The organism is Providencia sp. PROV076 (genome assembly GCF_028483405.1).
GTDB classification, from domain to species: Bacteria; Pseudomonadota; Gammaproteobacteria; order Enterobacterales; family Enterobacteriaceae; genus Providencia; species Providencia huaxiensis.
This window is the reverse complement of sequence record NZ_JAMPRR010000008.1, coordinates 38,897-56,189: the sequence shown is the minus strand read 5'-3', so window position 1 is coordinate 56,189 and position 17,293 is coordinate 38,897. Positions and strand designations below refer to the sequence as shown.

General features: G+C 41.8%; 13 protein-coding genes and 1 tRNA gene. 11 read left to right on the top strand and 3 right to left on the bottom strand.

Going from position 1 to position 17,293, the window contains the following annotated elements; all coding sequences use genetic code 11:
- Positions 1 to 32: 32 nt before the first annotated feature.
- Together PSF67_RS06725 and PSF67_RS06720 are read right to left on the bottom strand one after the other, a co-directional pair.
- Positions 33 to 1,289 carry a valine--pyruvate transaminase gene (locus tag PSF67_RS06725; RefSeq protein ID WP_195698067.1) on the bottom strand — a complete coding sequence of 419 codons (1,257 nt, stop codon included), beginning with the start codon at positions 1,287 to 1,289 and terminating at the stop codon, positions 33 to 35.
- Positions 1,290 to 1,494: 205 nt separating this feature from the next.
- Positions 1,495 to 2,058, bottom strand: a complete 564-nt coding sequence (locus PSF67_RS06720; RefSeq protein WP_102138860.1) for a DNA-3-methyladenine glycosylase I — start codon at positions 2,056 to 2,058, stop codon at positions 1,495 to 1,497.
- Positions 2,059 to 2,260: 202 nt separating this feature from the next.
- Between PSF67_RS06720 and glyQ the strand changes: the two genes are divergently transcribed.
- The 11 genes from glyQ (at position 2,261) to PSF67_RS06665 (ending at position 16,196) form a co-directional block, all read left to right on the top strand.
- Positions 2,261 to 3,169 carry a glycine--tRNA ligase subunit alpha gene (gene glyQ / locus PSF67_RS06715; protein WP_102138861.1) on the top strand — a complete coding sequence of 303 codons (909 nt, stop codon included), beginning with the start codon at positions 2,261 to 2,263 and terminating at the stop codon, positions 3,167 to 3,169.
- 9 nt (positions 3,170 to 3,178) lie between these two features.
- Positions 3,179 to 5,248, top strand: coding sequence for a glycine--tRNA ligase subunit beta (glyS, locus tag PSF67_RS06710; RefSeq protein ID WP_272676673.1), 2,070 nt, complete (start codon positions 3,179 to 3,181; stop codon positions 5,246 to 5,248).
- Positions 5,249 to 5,468: 220 nt separating this feature from the next.
- Positions 5,469 to 5,545 (top strand) — tRNA-Pro (locus tag PSF67_RS06705).
- A gap of 177 nt (positions 5,546 to 5,722) precedes the next feature.
- On the top strand, positions 5,723 to 7,315 hold the full coding sequence (locus PSF67_RS06700) for a ShlB/FhaC/HecB family hemolysin secretion/activation protein (protein WP_272676672.1): 1,593 nt from the start codon (positions 5,723 to 5,725) through the stop codon (positions 7,313 to 7,315).
- Between the two features lie 618 nt (positions 7,316 to 7,933).
- Positions 7,934 to 9,541 (top strand): dipeptide ABC transporter periplasmic-binding protein DppA, encoded by a 1,608-nt coding sequence (gene dppA, locus PSF67_RS06695; protein WP_102138864.1) that lies wholly within the window; start codon positions 7,934 to 7,936, stop codon positions 9,539 to 9,541.
- 168 nt (positions 9,542 to 9,709) lie between these two features.
- Complete coding sequence (dppB, locus tag PSF67_RS06690; protein ID WP_272676671.1) at positions 9,710 to 10,729, top strand: dipeptide ABC transporter permease DppB; 1,020 nt, start codon at positions 9,710 to 9,712, stop codon at positions 10,727 to 10,729.
- A 10-nt stretch (positions 10,730 to 10,739) separates the two neighbouring features.
- Positions 10,740 to 11,642: a dipeptide ABC transporter permease DppC gene (gene dppC, locus PSF67_RS06685; RefSeq protein ID WP_102138866.1), complete on the top strand. Its 903-nt coding sequence runs from the start codon at positions 10,740 to 10,742 to the stop codon at positions 11,640 to 11,642.
- Between the two features lie 12 nt (positions 11,643 to 11,654).
- Complete coding sequence (dppD, locus tag PSF67_RS06680) at positions 11,655 to 12,635, top strand: dipeptide ABC transporter ATP-binding protein (protein WP_102138867.1); 981 nt, start codon at positions 11,655 to 11,657, stop codon at positions 12,633 to 12,635.
- Positions 12,632 to 13,636 carry a dipeptide ABC transporter ATP-binding subunit DppF gene (dppF, locus tag PSF67_RS06675; RefSeq protein WP_195698069.1) on the top strand — a complete coding sequence of 335 codons (1,005 nt, stop codon included), beginning with the start codon at positions 12,632 to 12,634 and terminating at the stop codon, positions 13,634 to 13,636. The genes dppD and dppF overlap by 4 nt, the downstream gene beginning before the upstream one ends.
- A gap of 195 nt (positions 13,637 to 13,831) precedes the next feature.
- Complete coding sequence (locus PSF67_RS06670; protein ID WP_102138869.1) at positions 13,832 to 14,530, top strand: HAMP domain-containing protein; 699 nt, start codon at positions 13,832 to 13,834, stop codon at positions 14,528 to 14,530.
- A gap of 169 nt (positions 14,531 to 14,699) precedes the next feature.
- Positions 14,700 to 16,196, top strand: coding sequence for an insulinase family protein (locus PSF67_RS06665; RefSeq protein ID WP_102138870.1), 1,497 nt, complete (start codon positions 14,700 to 14,702; stop codon positions 16,194 to 16,196).
- Positions 16,197 to 16,244: 48 nt separating this feature from the next.
- Here the strand turns inward: PSF67_RS06665 and PSF67_RS06660 are convergent, their stop codons facing one another.
- Entirely contained in the window at positions 16,245 to 17,261 is a 1,017-nt protein-coding gene (locus PSF67_RS06660; RefSeq protein WP_272676670.1) for a serine hydrolase domain-containing protein, read from the bottom strand.
- Positions 17,262 to 17,293: the final 32 nt, after the last annotated feature.

Below are 17,293 nucleotides of genomic sequence, written 5' to 3'. Positions count from 1 at the left end.
AAGGGCTTAAAAGCCCTTTGTTATTTTGCAACCTAACAGGTTACTTCTTGATAAGCTTTTTCTAGTTCTTCAGCTAATATCTTGATCCCCTGTTCAATTTTTTCTGGTTCAGGGACATAGTTCATGCGCATACATTGATGTGCATGTGGCCAATCTTGTTCGATACCGGGAAAGAAGTAGTGGCCAGGAACCATCAATACACCGCGTTTCTTTAAGCGTTGGTATAATTCTAAGCAATTAATTGGTAAGTCTTTAAACCATAACCAAAGGAAAATGGCACCTTCAGGCTTATGAATCAAACATTTATCTTCTGGAATATAGCGGCGAATAATTTCGATGGCTTCTTCCACACGTTGCTTATAAAAAGGGCCAATTACATTCTTAGATAATGAGATAAGATCATCTTTTTTGAGCATTTCTAAAGCAAGTGCAGGGCCTATGCCACCAGGCGCAAGGCTAATGATACCATTCATATTACTAACGGCTTCAATGATTTCTTCATTAGCGATGATAATGCCGCATCGAGTTCCAGGTAAACCAAGTTTAGATAAACTCATACAAAGAATGACATTTTCGTTCCAAAATGGCGTAGCTTCGCTGAAGATAATGCCAGGAAAAGGAACACCATAAGCATTATCTATTAATAATGGGATATTATGTTGTTTAGCTAATTGATCTAAATGCTCAACTTCTTCATCTGTAATGACATTACCGGTTGGGTTTGTTGGACGAGACACACAAATAACACCAATGTCATCAGTAACTTCTAATGTGTTGAAGTCCACCCGGTACTTAAATTGGCCATTAGGTAAAAATTCAATTTGTGGTTTGTTCGCGACGAATAAGTCATCGTCAAGCCCTGAGTCCGCGTAACCGACATATTCAGGGGCAAGAGGGAAGAGGACTTTACGGGTGATACCATCTTCAAAGCGACCGGCTAACAAGTTAAATAGATAGAAAAAAGCGCTCTGGCTGCCGTTAGATAGGGCAATATTTTTCGCGCTAATGTTCCAACCTAGTTTTGCTTTTAGCGTTGCTGCAAGCGCTTTCAACATGGCATCTTTACCTTGAGGACCATCATAATTACATAAAGTGTCCGTCAATTGGCCATTAGCACACATTTCAGCTAATAGATCTTGGAAATATTTATCCATTTCAGGGATATGAGCTGGATTTCCACCCCCTAACATAATGGAGCCAGGGGTTCTTATGCCTTCATTCAAGTCTTTCATTAATAATGAAATACCTGAATTTTGAGCAAATTTATTACCAAATTTAGAAAATATCATCGCATTTATTCACATATATTTATTAGATTGTTAATGGAATTTAAAACATACTCTGCTACTTCTCAGAGTTCAACCACCCATTCACATCTTTTTTTAATGTAAAATATCGAAAGTTTCTAATTTGTCGAGTTAAAATATTGCAATGTTAATGCCTTGGTGGTTTATTTTTCTTTTTCCTTGGTAAGTTACACCGATAAAAACTAATTTATTTAAATTGGCAACAATTCACTAAATGGTCATTAATCATGCCAGTTGCCTGCATAAAGGCATAACAAGTGATCGAACCGACAAATTTAAACCCACGTTTTTTGAGCGCCTTGGAAAGAAGCTTAGAAATTTCAGTTTCCGCAGGGACTTGTGATGGTTTTTCCCAACCATTGACAATGGGTTGACCATTTACAAATTGCCAAATAAAAGTGGAAAAATCTTCACCATTGTCTTTCATCGCTAAATAGGCTTTTGCATTCGCGATAATCGCATTAATTTTTAGTCGGTTACGGATAATTCGAGTATCTTGCATAAGTCGTTCAACATCATTCTCACTCATTAATGCGATTTTTGTAGGATCGAAATGATGAAATAAGTCACGATATCCTTGGCGTTTTTTTAAAATAGTGTACCAAGAGAGCCCGGCTTGTTGGCCTTCAAGGCAAAGCATTTCAAATAATGCTAAGTTGCCATAAGTGGGTTTACCCCATTCATGGTCGTGATAAGCGATATATTCAGGATCTTGATTAACCCAATGGCAGCGTGTCAGGGAAGTATCCATTTTTCATCCTTTTTACAGTTTCAATAACCTTGTTTCAAAAAACAAATTATTTATACTGTATAAATAACCAGTTTAAAAGGGGTGAAAGTATTTTTTTTTATTTTTAGAATAAATACAGACATATTCAATGCTGTATATCTTGCGGTCAAAGGGTATACTGGCGTACTTTCATTAAATTTTACGTATCGCGTGCGGATCTAACATGCAAAAGTTTGATACCAAAACCTTCCAAGGTCTAATCCTGACATTACAGGACTACTGGGCGCGTCAAGGCTGTACCATTGTTCAACCATTGGACATGGAAGTCGGCGCAGGAACTTCTCACCCAATGACGTGTTTGCGTGCATTAGGCCCTGAGCCTATTGCTGCGGCTTATGTCCAACCATCCCGTCGACCTACTGATGGTCGCTATGGTGAAAACCCAAACCGTCTACAACACTATTATCAGTTTCAGGTGATCATCAAACCATCACCCGATAACATCCAAGAATTATACCTTGGTTCTTTAAAAGAATTAGGTGTTGACCCAACCGTTCACGACATTCGTTTTGTTGAAGATAACTGGGAAAACCCAACACTTGGTGCTTGGGGACTAGGTTGGGAAGTATGGCTTAACGGGATGGAAGTGACTCAGTTTACTTACTTCCAGCAGGTCGGTGGTCTTGAGTGTAAACCGGTAACGGGTGAAATTACATACGGCCTAGAACGCTTAGCCATGTATATTCAAGGCGTGGACAGCGTGTATGACCTTGTCTGGTGTGATGGTCCATTGGGTAAAACTACCTATGGTGATATTTATCATCAAAACGAAGTTGAGCAATCAACCTATAACTTCGAATACGCAAATGTTGATTTTCTGTTCAAATGTTTTGACGAGTATGAAAAAGAAGCTCAACACTTGCTGGCTTTGGAAACGCCACTTCCACTACCTGCATACGAACGTATCTTGAAAGCGGCTCACACTTTCAACCTACTAGATGCACGTAAAGCCATTTCTGTTACTGAACGCCAACGCTATATTTTACGTATTCGTACCCTAACTAAAGGGGTTGCAGAAGCGTACTATGCTTCTCGTGAAGCGCTTGGATTCCCTATGTGTCATAAGAACTAAGAGGCTGTCATGACTCAACAGACTTTCCTTGTGGAAATCGGCACCGAAGAGTTACCGCCGAAGGCTCTTCGTTCATTAGCTGAATCATTTGCTGCAAATTTTACGGCTGAACTTGATGGTGCTGATATCGCTCATGGTGCAGTAACGTGGTTTGCTGCTCCCCGTCGGTTAGCATTTAAAGTCGCTGATTTAGCGGCTTCACAGCCAGACCGTGAAGTTGAAAAGCGCGGCCCTGCTATCTCTCAGGCATTCGGTCCAGATGGTCAACCGACTAAAGCCGCTGAAGGCTGGGCTCGTGGTTGTGGTATTACCGTTGATCAAGCTGAGCGTTTGACCACAGATAAAGGCGAATGGCTACTATATCGTGCTCAAGTGAAAGGGCAGGCCGTTAGTGAGTTATTGGTTGATATGACTAGCCGTGCGCTAGCAAAACTACCAATTCCTAAATTAATGCGCTGGGCTGATAAAGATACCCAATTCGTTCGCCCTGTTCATACAGTCACATTACTGCTAGGTAGTGATGTGATTGATGGTGAAATCTTAGGTATCAAGAGCGGGCGCACAATTCGTGGCCACCGCTTTATGGGTGAAGCTGAATTTACTATTGATAACGCTGAACAATATCCAGCCATTTTACGTGAACGCGGTAAAGTCATGGCGGATTACGAAGAACGTAAAGCGGTGATTAAAGCGGATGCAGAAAAAGCAGCTCAGGCTCTTGGTGGCCAAGCTGACTTAACGGATAGCTTGCTTGAAGAAGTGACGTCATTGGTTGAATGGCCAGTCGTTTTAACAGCTAAATTTGAAGAGAAATTCTTAGAAGTTCCTTCAGAAGCGCTCGTTTACACCATGAAAGGGGACCAAAAATATTTCCCAGTTTATGATAAGGTTGGCAAGCTAATGCCTAACTTTATCTTTGTGGCCAATATTGAGTCTTCTGATCCTCAGCAAATCATCTCAGGTAACGAAAAAGTCGTACGCCCACGTTTAGCGGATGCCGAATTTTTCTTTAAGACTGACCGTAAACAACGTTTGGAAGATAACTTACCACGCTTAGAAACCGTATTGTTCCAGAAACAATTAGGTACATTGCGTGATAAAACAGACCGTTTAGAAGCATTAGCTGGCTGGGTTGCGAGCAAAATTGGTGCGGATGTAAATCATGCAACACGAGCTGGTCTATTAGCAAAATGTGACTTAATGACTAACATGGTGTTTGAGTTCACAGACACTCAAGGTGTTATGGGAATGCACTACGCACGCCATGATGGTGAGTCAGAAGATGTTGCATTAGCTTTAAAAGAGCAGTACCAACCGCGTTTTTCAGGGGATGCACTTCCATCGACTGACGTTTCAGCAGCATTAGCACTGGCTGAAAAAATGGATACGCTTGCGGGGATTTTTGGTATCGGCCAACATCCTAAAGGCGATAAAGACCCATTTGCTCTGCGCCGTGCTGCGTTAGGTGTCTTACGCATTATTGTTGAGAAAGGCTATCAGCTTGATCTCGTTGAGATGACAGAAGAAGCGGCTCGCTTATACGGTGATAAATTAACCAATGAAAATGTGGTTAGTGACGTTGTTGAGTTCATGCTTGGTCGTTTCCGTTCTTGGTATCAAGAATTAGGCTATAGTATCGATACCATTCAAGCGGTATTAGCTCGTCACCCAACACAACCTGCTGACTTTGATGCGCGAGTGAAAGCAGTTACTCACTTCCGTTCATTAGACGAAGCACAGGCACTTGCAGCGGCAAATAAACGTGTTTCCAATATTCTGAGCAAATCAGAAGAAAAACTTGCGGACAACGTTTTAGCCTCTGTTCTAAAAATGCCTGAAGAAGTCAAACTGGCGACTCACGTTGTGGTATTACAAGATAAGCTTGCGCCAATGTTTGCAGAAAGGAATTATCAAGAGGCCTTAGTTGAATTAGCTTCTTTACGCGATATCGTGGATGAATTCTTTGCAAATGTGATGGTAATGGATGAAGACCAAGCGGTTCGTATTAATCGTTTGACACTATTAAGCCAGTTACGTGAGTTATTCTTAAGAGTAGCGGATATTTCTTTACTGCAATAGGCTTAAAATTGAGTTATTAGCGTGTTGTTAATGCTATTTTTATAAACTCTAACCTGTTTGATAAATAAGCACTAAAATATTTTAGTGCTTATTTTTTGCTTTAAATAAGGCGGCTTGCATATAAACCTTACCATTTTGGTGGTTTTATCGGCAAACGAACAGAATTGGCGAAAAATGGGTTGACGACCTCCGTTCTTGGCAGTATTATTCACACCGTTTTCGGCGAGTAGCGCAGCTTGGTAGCGCAACTGGTTTGGGACCAGTGGGTCGGAGGTTCGAATCCTCTCTCGCCGACCAAATTCTAAAACCCACCTCATTGAGGTGGGTTTTTTCGTTTTTAACCCTTCCTATTTTTCACCTCAACTATTTCAGACTAACTTGGCTTGCACTCAATAACCTATCTCTGTTGATATATAAGCTGACTCACTCATGTTGTTTTAGGTAAAAACGCTTTTTCATTACAAGGACTCGTTAATGAAAGTTGATAACGTTTTATCGATACATCTTTGCTGCTTCTTATTCAGTTTTTGTACCATTATTGGCTTTAAAGCTTATAGCACGCCTATAGCGCCTCCAAATGGTATTATCCAAGTCCCCTCTACTTGTATCATGATGAATCAAGTACATTTCATTGGGCTTGATCAAGTAAAGGAAATCGCTCGTAGCCAAGTGAATAGATGGCGGCAAAAAATAGAAGGCCAGTGCATTGATGAACAAGGCTTGCTTAAATATGCGGATGACATTACGGCAGAGCTAGTTCATGCAGGCTATTTAACCTCTTACTTGTATTACCCAGAGCAAACTTTTCTATTTGGTATCTTGCAAGCAAAAATAATAGCAGGAACAGTTTCTTCAGTGGTTTATCAACATGAGCAGGCAGAAGATAAATCACTTCAACATATATTTCCTTTTCAGCTAGGGGATACGCTTAATCTGCGACAAGTTGAGCAAGGTTTGTATAACTTACAAAATGCATCTTTAATCCCTTTTCAAGTCAAATTAATTGCAGATGATAAGCATGAAAACGCCACTCAAATTATAGTGCTAGGCCAGCATCGGCGCGAATTTCAAGGTACTCTCTCCTTTGAGTCACACTCAAAGGCCCATCAGGTAGGCAATACAAATACAGTTAGCCATACTTTTATGGTTGCTAATCCTTTGTTACTAAATGATTTTTTATATTCAAATATTAGCCGTCAATTTAGTAACACCGAAGAAACCGAAGTCAAATCAGCCATGCTGTTTTATTCTCTTCCTTATCAATACTGGTTGTTTTCAATATTGAGTGGATACCAGAAAAATAAAACGGTCATTGCCAGCAATGATGTTGTTCTACCACTGAAGCAGCATAACAGTTTCTTATTATTACAAGCCGAGTATTTATTAAAGCGAACAGAAAACGCGATGACTTCATTAAGCCTAGGGTCTGAAAGCCAAAGGAGCGACACGTTTTTGTCCAACCTACACTTACAAACACAACAACGTTTGGCTCATTACATTATTGGTGAGCTGACTCATCAGGTTAACTTCTTACAGGGTAGCGCTTTAATTGCATTAAAGTATAAACAAGGAACTAGCTGGTTTGGTGCAAATGCACAGCAAGTTACAGGTTTAAATAAGCCACAGGTTTTACAAGTTTCGGCTTCTGCAATGAGGGTGGCCTCTCCTTTTCAATATGAAAGCCAACTTGATGTGCAACTAAGTCGTGATAAGTTAGATGTTTTATTAGAGCAAGAGTCATTTATTGGTTTTGGAGGCGTTAGCGGTTTTATTGGAGGAGCCGAGTCCTTTGATATGGGAGATAATAGTTTAAAGCTACAAAGTGAGGTCCTCTGGCAGAGCCCATGGCCATATATGGCTTTATATACCTCGTTAGGTTTAGGAACAACATCAAATGATAGGGGGACCTTTTGGAAAGAAAATCTATTGCTGGGTGGTAGAGTTGGAGCTAAAGGCCAAATAGGGCGTTTGTCATATCATTTATTTACGGAGACTCCAATTTGGCAAACTGATCAGCTGTTGGTTAATTCAATGAGTACGGGTCTTCAGGTAAGGTTTCATTATTAGTTAAATCATAGGGTTAAGATAGACAATTGCATCATTGAGGAATGACCGAATTAATACTAGGTAATTGTAGCTTTTATCGTTGGTATTAAAGCATATTCTGTATTTGGGCAAATAGAATACAAACCCTTATCAGTGTTATTTTATTCTTTAAGTTATCAGTTGGTTAAAATTTTGTTTAGCATAGTCAGCTGAATGTTTTTTATTTGCTTATAAAACAAACTAAATTATTACATACTAAAATAATTTCCATATCAATTCTCTTTAGTGTTTTATTTCGCACTACACCAATAAAAGCACTATATTCGTTCAGTAATTCAGCACTTAATCACAAATATAAAAATAAATAACCTCAACATAAAACCCTATTCACTATTAATTATATGGTTATAACGCCTGCATCTTGTCCTCTACTGTGAAATTTTAAGCTAAATTGCAGTGCTAATTGTTTCTAATGTGTTACATAGATTGTGGGTGAGTCATAAATGTGGCTATTGACGAAGTGAGTAACAGTTGATTAATTGCACAATGAATAACAAAAAATACAGATACTACATCTGTCGCTTTTATGACGGATTTAGGCATCAAGCAAAACAACATGAACACCATAGGAGCATACAGATGCGCTCTATTAAAAAGACAGGTCTACTGACTGTAGGGCTTACATTGGCAGCATTAGCAGTATCAGCATCAGTACAGGCAAAAACGTTAGTTTATTGTTCAGAAGGCTCCCCTGAGGGCTTTAACCCACAGTTGTTCACGTCAGGAACAACCTATGATGCAAGTTCAATTCCACTGTATAACCGCTTAGTGGAATTCAAATTAGGAACGACGGAAATCGAACCGGGCCTAGCGGAAAGCTGGGAAGTGAGTGATGATGGTAAAGAATATACTTTCCATCTACGTAAAGGTGTCAAATGGCACTCGAATAAAGAATTTAAGCCAAGCCGTGATTTGAATGCGGACGATGTAATCTATACATTTATGCGTCAAAAAGATGCAAATCACCCATACCATAAAGTTTCAGGTGGCAGCTATGAATACTTTATGGGAATGGATATGGATAAAATTATCGATAAAGTTGAAAAAGTCGATGATAACACAGTAAAAATTACGTTAACTCGTCCTGAATCTCCATTCTTAGCGGATATGGCAATGGATTTCGCATCCATTCTTTCTGCTGAATATGCAGACCAGATGTTGAAAGCGGGTACGCCAGAAAAAGTAGACTTAAACCCAATCGGAACAGGCCCATTTGTTCTGCAACAGTATCAGAAAGACTCCCGTATTCTTTATAAAGCCAACGACCAATATTGGGGCACAAAACCTAAACTTGACCGTTTAGTCTTCTCTATCACGCCAGATGCTTCCGTTCGTTATGCAAAACTGCAAAAAAATGAATGCCAAGTCATGCCATATCCAAATCCGGCTGATTTAGAGCGTATGAAGCAAGATAAAGACATTACGTTAATGGAGCAACCAGGCCTAAACGTCGGTTACCTCTCTTATAATGTCGAGAAAAAACCGTTAGATAATCAAAAAGTTCGCCAAGCGCTGTCTATGGCGGTGAACAAAGATGCAATTATTGAAGCGGTTTATCAAGGTGCAGGCCAAAAAGCGAAAAACCTGATCCCACCGACAATGTGGGGCTATAACGACGCTGTAAACGACTACGAATATAACCCTGAAAAAGCAAAAGCCCTATTAGCAGAAGCAGGTTTCCCGAATGGCTTTGAAATTGACTTGTGGGCGATGCCTGTTCAACGACCGTATAACCCAAATGCACGCCGTATGGCTGAAATGATCCAAGCAGACTGGGCTAAAGTTGGCGTTAAATCAAAGGTTGTTAGCTATGAGTGGGGCGAATACCTCAAACGTGCGAAAGATGGCGAGCCACAAACGGTAATGATGGGTTGGACGGGTGACAATGGGGACCCTGATAACTTCTTTGCAACCTTATTTAGCTGTGCAGCAAAAGAGCAAGGTTCTAACTACTCAAAATGGTGTAATGAAAGCTTTGAGAACTTGATCCAACCAGCACGCCAAACAGCAGATCACGACAAACGAGTTGAACTGTACAAGCAAGCGCAAGTTGTGATGAATGAACAGGCACCAGCCCTCATCATTGCACACTCCACGGTGTTTGAGCCGGTACGTAAAGAAGTCAAAGGCTATGTGGTTGACCCACTAGGCAAACACCACTTCGAAAACGTCGATATTGAGAAGTAATCGTATCTAATCTGTCTATGCCCTTCGTTGCTGGTTTAGAGCGGAGGGCGTTTTCTTCTCTAGAAGAAGCGGAAAAGTTAAGTTGTTTGTGAGCACCCGGAAAAGCGATTTTCTGAGTAGCCAAACGGACTAAGAGCCGTCAACGGCATTATTAAAGAGATTCAGGATATGTTGCAATTTATCCTCCGACGATTGGGGCTTGTGATCCCCACGTTTATCGGTATTACATTATTAACCTTTGCTTTTGTCCACATGATCCCGGGTGACCCGGTGATGATCATGGCAGGTGAAAGGGGATTATCCCCTGAAAGGCATGCTTATTTAATGGCTGAACTAGGGCTTGATCAGCCACTTTGGAAGCAATATCTCCATTACATCAATGGGATATTTCATGGTGATTTAGGGATTTCCCTAAAAAGCCGTATTGGTGTGTGGGAAGAGTTTTTACCTCGTTTTTTAGCGACCGTTGAACTGGCCACTTGCGCCATGATTTTTGCGGTTTCTGTTGGGATCCCTGTTGGAGTTTTAGCGGCAGTAAAACGTGGGTCAATTTTTGACCATACTGCAATCGGCCTTTCTTTAACGGGTTACTCAATGCCTATCTTCTGGTGGGGGATCATGCTCATCATGCTAGTGTCGGTGCAGTTAGACCTCACTCCAGTAGCCGGCCGAGTCAGTGACACCGTTTTTCTTGATGACTCCCAGCCTCTGACCGGTTTTATGCTAATTGATACCCTAATTTGGGGGGAGGATGGTGACTTTATTGATGCAGTAGAGCACTTAATATTGCCTTCTATTGTTTTAGGTACGATCCCATTAGCCGTTATTGTGCGCATGACTCGCTCGTCAATGTTGGAAGTATTGGGAGAAGACTATATTCGGACTGCTCGTGCCAAAGGTCTTGGCCGCGCGCGCGTCATTTTAATTCACGCATTACGCAACGCATTATTACCAGTGGTCACGGTAATTGGCTTACAGGTTGGGGTGATGCTAGCAGGGACTATTTTAACAGAAACTATTTTCTCATGGCCTGGGTTAGGACGCTGGTTAATCGAAGGACTACAGCGCCGTGACTACCCTGTAGTACAAGGGGGCGTCCTGCTGGTTGCTACACTGATCATCCTCGTAAACTTAGTGGTCGACGTGCTGTATGGCATTGTAAACCCACGTATTCGCCATAAGAAATAAGGAGCGCTAAATGTCTCAATCTACTGAGCCAACTGTTGTCAGCGCCCCGCAGCCGATGACACCATTACAAGAGTTTTGGCACTATTTTAAACGTAACAAAGGGGCCGTTGTCGGGATGTTCTACATTATCCTGATGGTGCTGATTGCGATTTTTGCGGGAGTATTAGCTCCGCATGCCCCAGATGAACAATTTCGTGATTTTTTACTTGTTCCACCTGTTTGGCAGGACGGGGGAAGTTGGCAATTTATTTTAGGAACTGATGATATTGGGCGTGATTTACTCTCTCGCTTAATGTATGGCGCTCGTTTATCGCTGTTAGTTGGCTGCTTGGTGGTCGTATTATCACTAATTGCGGGTGTTACCATCGGAGTAATCGCAGGTTATTTTGGCGGTGTCGTTGACGCATTAATTATGCGAGTTGTTGACATCATGCTGGCATTACCAAGCCTATTATTAGCATTGGTGCTGGTGGCCATTTTCGGCCCGTCCATTGTTAACGCTTCTATTGCTTTGACGTTTGTTGCCTTGCCACATTATATCAGGCTGACGCGTGCGGCAGTACTGGTGGAAGTCAACCGTGATTATGTCACTGCCTCCCGAGTTGCAGGTGCAGGAGCGGCTCGTCAAATGTTTGTCAATATTTTGCCTAACTGTTTGGCACCTTTGATTGTACAGGCCTCTTTAGGTTTTTCGAATGCCATTTTAGATATGGCTGCTTTGGGTTTCCTCGGAATGGGCGCACAGCCACCGACTCCTGAATGGGGAACGATGCTGTCTGATGTGTTGCAATTTGCACAAAGCGCATGGTGGGTAGTGACTTTTCCTGGATTAGCAATTTTATTGACGGTGCTTGCGTTCAACCTGATGGGTGATGGGTTACGTGATGCATTTGATCCAAAACTCAAGCAGTGATGAGGTAACTAAATGGCATTGTTAAATGTAGAACAACTTTCGGTACATTTCGGAGACGAAAAAGCACCGTTTCGCGCCGTTGACCGCATCAGCTATAGCGTTGATAAAGGCCAGGTCGTTGGTATTGTTGGTGAGTCGGGTTCAGGTAAATCGGTGAGTTCACTCGCGATTATGGGGTTGATCGATTACCCCGGGAAAGTAATGGCAGATTCATTAAAATTTGATGGACGTGATTTGCTGTCGATCCCTGAAAAAGAACGCAGGCAGATTGTTGGTGCCGATGTTGCGATGATTTTCCAAGATCCGATGACCAGTTTAAACCCTTGTTTTACCGTGGGGTATCAGATCATTGAAGCATTGAAAGTGCATCAAGGCGGGAGCAAAAGTACACGCAAACAGCGGGCTATCGACCTGTTAGATATGGTGGGGATCCCTGACCCACAATCACGTTTAGATGTGTATCCTCACCAGTTGTCAGGAGGAATGAGCCAGCGTGTGATGATTGCTATGGCGATCGCATGTCGACCTAAATTATTGATTGCAGATGAGCCGACAACAGCGCTAGATGTCACTATTCAGGCCCAAATCATTGAATTGTTGTTGGAATTGCAGCAACAAGAAAATATGGCATTAGTGCTTATCACTCATGACCTCGCTTTAGTGGCAGAAGCTGCACATCATATTATTGTGATGTATGCGGGGCAGGTGGTTGAGTCCGCCAAAGCAAGTGATATTTTTAAACATCCACGCCATCCTTATACACAAGCGCTATTACGTGCCTTGCCGGAATTTGCGACGAATAAATCCCGTTTAGCCTCGCTTCCTGGTGTGGTACCGGGAAAATACGATAGGCCAGTGGGCTGTTTATTAAACCCACGTTGTCCGTATGCAACGGAGATATGCCGTCAAGAAGAGCCAATGTTACAAACCGTTGGTGATCGCCAAGTCAAATGCCATATGCCGCTGGATGATATGGGGAGGCCAACACTATGAGTGACAAACAACACACTCCATTGCTCAAAGCGGTGGATTTGAAAAAATATTATTCTGTCAAAAGAGGGGTTTTTGCTGCTGAGAAAACCTTAAAAGCATTGGATGGAGTCTCTTTTGAACTAGAAAGAGGTAAAACACTGGCAGTGGTTGGGGAGTCCGGTTGTGGTAAATCGACATTGGGTCGTTTATTAACCATGATTGAGCAACCTTCTGAAGGTGAGTTGTATTATCAAGACCAAGACTTGTTAGTAAAAGATAAGTCTGCAGAGAAATTGCGTCGCCAAAAAATCCAAATTGTATTTCAAAACCCTTATGGCTCGCTGAACCCACGTAAAAAGGTGGGGCAAATTTTGGAAGAGCCGCTATTGATTAATACTTCGTTATCGAAAGAGCAACGCAAAGAAAAAGTATTATCCATGATGGCTAAAGTGGGTTTGAAAACAGAGCACTATAGCCGATACCCCCATATGTTTTCTGGTGGCCAACGTCAACGTATCGCGATAGCTCGTGGTTTAATGCTTGACCCTGATATCGTGGTTGCAGATGAACCCGTTTCCGCACTGGATGTGTCTGTTCGTGCTCAAGTATTAAATCTGATGATGGATTTACAGCAAGATTTAGGTTTGTCTTATGTCTTTATTTCACACGATTTATCAGTGGTAGAGCATATTGCTGATGAAGTCATGGTGATGTATTTAGGCCGCTGTGTGGAGAAAGGGACAAAAGAGCAGATTTTTAATAACCCTCTTCACCCTTATACCCAAGCGTTATTATCCGCTACACCGAGATTGAACCCAGATGCTCGGCGCGAACGTATTAAGTTAACGGGAGAGTTGCCAAGCCCTTTGAACCCGCCGCCGGGGTGCGCATTTGCAGCGCGTTGCCGTAGAGCATTCGGTCAGTGTACGCAATTCCAGCCAACACTGAAGGAATATAACCAACAGTTGGTTGCGTGCTTTGCGGTTGATGAAGATGAAAAACAGACGATTGTTATGAGTTAATGTGTGAAACGGTAGAAAAGGCTGATTTTCTACCGTTTTTTATTCAAGTGTGCCTTTAAGCTATTTTAACGTGTTGTTTGTCCTAAATCCCCAATCTTTCTTTTTAAGCTACTCTTTTGCAGATAAAATCAAGTATACTGGCTGACGTTTCCGTTTTCTTTAAAAAAGCTGCTTGATTAGAAAGGTTGTGGCCAAATGAATACCCGAGTCCAACGCTCACTAACATTAAAAAGTATGGTCGTATTCTTTATGATTACGTTGCTATCACTTGCGCTTTTTTTAGCTATTCAATTCAGCTATTTAGTTGACCAACGTAAGCAAGATTATTTAGACCAACTTAGTAACGCTGTAGTGCAAATTCAAGAACCATTAACTGATTCATTGTTAAGTTCTGACCTTAACGAAGTCAAACGGCTACTGATAAGCTTAAAAACATCAGGCATTATGGGAAATGCGATTATTACGGTTGATGGCACAACGGTAATGAATCTAAGCTTTGCAACGCCTAAGCCGATACCTGATTGGGTAACGCATTTTGTGGGGATACCTGTCGAAATGACCGTGCCGCTGTATGCATACGGCAATGTTGTGTTGCAAGCGAAGCCTCAAGGGTATTTAACATTACAGGTTGACCCTAACCGTGTTTATCGGTTCGCGCTAAACACACTCGCATTGATGACAACCACTTATTTGCTGTTGGTGCTCATTATTGCTATTGGAATGACGTGGTGTGTCAGCCGAATGATAATAAGGCCACTGCGTAAAATCGCAATTGAATTACAGACAAATTCTGAAGTTAATCAAATTACTGTGTCTGAATATCATCGTGACGATGAGCTCGGTTTACTTGCAAAAGGGTATAATCGTCAAAGAAAACAGCAAAAATCAGACTAAGCCATGAACATGAACTCAGCTTTATGGTCTAATATCGTTATAGTGGTGACAATGAAAAATGGAATAAAGCCAAACTATATCGTTTAACCCGATAAGTTCGCGTTTTTCGTTAATTTATCTGTCGTTATTCGCGGTTAAATATAAAGATATAAAACACATAGGGGTTTACATGCAGGGCTTGAAAGTTCGGTATATCATTGGTGTTGTATTATTCTCCGTCGCGCATTTAGCGGGGGCTGAGTCCTTACAACCCGATCCAGCATGGCAGCAAGGGAAGCTAGAAAATGGCTTTAGCTGGCAATTATTACAAACACCACAACGTCCAAATGACCGTATCCAGCTCAGGTTAGCAATTAAAACAGGCTCATTAACAGAAAAAGCGAGCGAGAAAGGATACAGTTACCTCATTCCTAAAATGGCGTTGTTTCATCAAACAGAAGCGTTTCCAACTGCAACATTACAAGAATTCTGGCGTCAGGCAGCAGACCCTGACATGCCAATTCCACCCGCTGTTGTTTCCTATGACTACACTATTTATAGCTTAAGTTTACCCAATAATCGCCCAGACCTAATCAAGCAAGCGCTAAGTTGGTTAGCAACTTCTGTTGCAGGTGCTGAGTATACAGAAACGACATTGCATAATGGTTTGACGGCACAAAATGTCCCAGTTGCAACACTGCCTTTAAATGCCAACGATCCCGTTTGGCGAGCGCGTTTAAAGGGATCAACAATGATGGGGTACGACCCAGGCCAAAAACCGAATGGTGCTGTGGCGCTTGAAAGTGTGAATTCTTTTTATCAAAAATGGTATACACCGGATGTCATGACATTGTATGTCGCGGGCCATGTGGATGCTCGAATGTTATCTGATTCAATTTCACAAAATTTCTCTTCATTAGAAGGTCGGCGCTCTGAACCGGTTTCTGTTGCCGTGTTATCGTCAGTAAAACCACAATCTATTGATATCTTGCAGGAACAACCTGCACAGGACACGCTTTCATTAATTTGGGATATTGATTGGCTACCCATTAAAGACTCAAATGTCTTACTGCGTTATTGGTCCAGTGACTTAGCGCGTGAAGCAGTTTATCGCTCCTTGCAAAAAGCGTTCAATCAAAAATTTAATCAAGGGGAAGTCGTTCCGGGGTTAGATTGTCGTGTGCAATATCAAAAAGCCAGTTGTACATTAACGGTCACGGCAGCGCCTGAAAAAATGGCAGCGGTGACAGACATTGTCGCGAGTGAGCTTGCATCAATTAACCAAAATGGTATTGCGGCTGAGTTATTTGACGACATGCTCAAAGAGAAACAGGTGCAGTTATCGCAGTTGTTTGCCGCTTATGCGCGTACGAGTACCGACGTTCTGATTAGCCAACGTTTGATTTCTCAACAAAATGGGGTCGTTGATATCGCTCCTGAACAGTATCAGCGGTTAAGGCAAGCCTTCTTGGCGTCACAGAGCCTCGAACACGTTAATATGGAAGCCCGCAGGTTATTATCTCAAGAAGCTGCTTTTGTATTAGCGCAGCCAAAAGATAAGCAATTGATGGATGCGGAACAAATTCGCCAGAAATTTACCAAAGTGCTATGGCCTCAGATTGCAGCGCCAGTATCAACAGAAGCCGCACCTGCTTCACCTGTAGAAGAAAAATCTACTGCACAATAAATATGAAAAGATAGTTATATGAAAAGATAGCCATTGAATATCCAGTGGTTATCTTTTCATTTCATGTTGTTGGCTTAATAGCGATTCAATAACGTGGATCAGCGTCTCTCGTGACTCTCTGTCATCAACAAACCCCGCCGCACTGATTTTTGCTTTTGGTGCGTAATAGGCTACAGAGCCCCAAAAACCTAAATGGGAATACAGGGTGATGCCATTGACAACATTTACCATGATGCCCAATCTATAATTTTCTGCGCCATCGTGAGAACCCATACTTAGCATAGTCTCTAGCGTATTTGGTGATGAAAAAATATTTCCCTCAAACAGCGCTTCTAGAAATATCGCCATTTGTTTCGAGGACATAACTAAACCACCACCGCCATAGGCATCCATGGAGGCATGAATATGTGTGCCATCCCATTTACCTAAATATTGACGAGCCCGTGGTGTCGCGATTTCCGGTGGTTGTTCTAATGACTCCCAATATGCGCTTTCAAGACCAATAGAGTCGAAATGCAAAAGCTCCCTAACAGCTAGGCCAAGAGATTGTCCCGTAATTCGTTCAATAATATTACCGAGCAAAATATAACCCGTATCTGAATAAATAAAGGATTTAGAAGGCGAAAACGTTGGAAATTGTTTACGCATGTACATTTCGACTTGCTCTGTTCGGCTCCAAACATAATTAGGCTGCTTAAGAACGGCTTTGAGGTAGTCACCATCAGCATGGTCTAGTAGGCCACTGCTGTGCTCCAGTAAATGGCGAATGGTGATAGTGTGAGTGTTATATTGGGTACTGAGTAGCGCATTATATTGTGGGTCAATATATTCAGATATTGCATCATAAATACTAAGTTTCCCCATTTCAGCAAGACGTAAAATTGTAGCCGCAGTAAATGTCTTTGTATTACTGGCAATTCGCAGCGGTGTATCAACAGAGAGGGGCATACCTTCAAGATCTGCTCCTCTAGCGCAGAAGGTTCCCACGCTATTTTGGGGTTGATTATGGTAGTAAAGGACGACACCACAAGTTAAATTTTCGAGTTGTTGAATAGAGGTGGTCATAATAATCTCATTATTAAATGATTAAGATGAGG

Coding starts and splice junctions, on each gene's coding strand:
- PSF67_RS06725 (WP_195698067.1), bottom strand. CDS start 1,289: ATGATATTTTCTAAATTTGGTAATAAATTTGCTCAAAATTCAGGTATT.
- PSF67_RS06720 (WP_102138860.1), bottom strand. CDS start 2,058: ATGGATACTTCCCTGACACGCTGCCATTGGGTTAATCAAGATCCTGAA.
- glyQ (WP_102138861.1), top strand. CDS start 2,261: ATGCAAAAGTTTGATACCAAAACCTTCCAAGGTCTAATCCTGACATTA.
- glyS (WP_272676673.1), top strand. CDS start 3,179: ATGACTCAACAGACTTTCCTTGTGGAAATCGGCACCGAAGAGTTACCG.
- PSF67_RS06700 (WP_272676672.1), top strand. CDS start 5,723: ATGAAAGTTGATAACGTTTTATCGATACATCTTTGCTGCTTCTTATTC.
- dppA (WP_102138864.1), top strand. CDS start 7,934: ATGCGCTCTATTAAAAAGACAGGTCTACTGACTGTAGGGCTTACATTG.
- dppB (WP_272676671.1), top strand. CDS start 9,710: ATGTTGCAATTTATCCTCCGACGATTGGGGCTTGTGATCCCCACGTTT.
- dppC (WP_102138866.1), top strand. CDS start 10,740: ATGTCTCAATCTACTGAGCCAACTGTTGTCAGCGCCCCGCAGCCGATG.
- dppD (WP_102138867.1), top strand. CDS start 11,655: ATGGCATTGTTAAATGTAGAACAACTTTCGGTACATTTCGGAGACGAA.
- dppF (WP_195698069.1), top strand. CDS start 12,632: ATGAGTGACAAACAACACACTCCATTGCTCAAAGCGGTGGATTTGAAA.
- PSF67_RS06670 (WP_102138869.1), top strand. CDS start 13,832: ATGAATACCCGAGTCCAACGCTCACTAACATTAAAAAGTATGGTCGTA.
- PSF67_RS06665 (WP_102138870.1), top strand. CDS start 14,700: ATGCAGGGCTTGAAAGTTCGGTATATCATTGGTGTTGTATTATTCTCC.
- PSF67_RS06660 (WP_272676670.1), bottom strand. CDS start 17,261: ATGACCACCTCTATTCAACAACTCGAAAATTTAACTTGTGGTGTCGTC.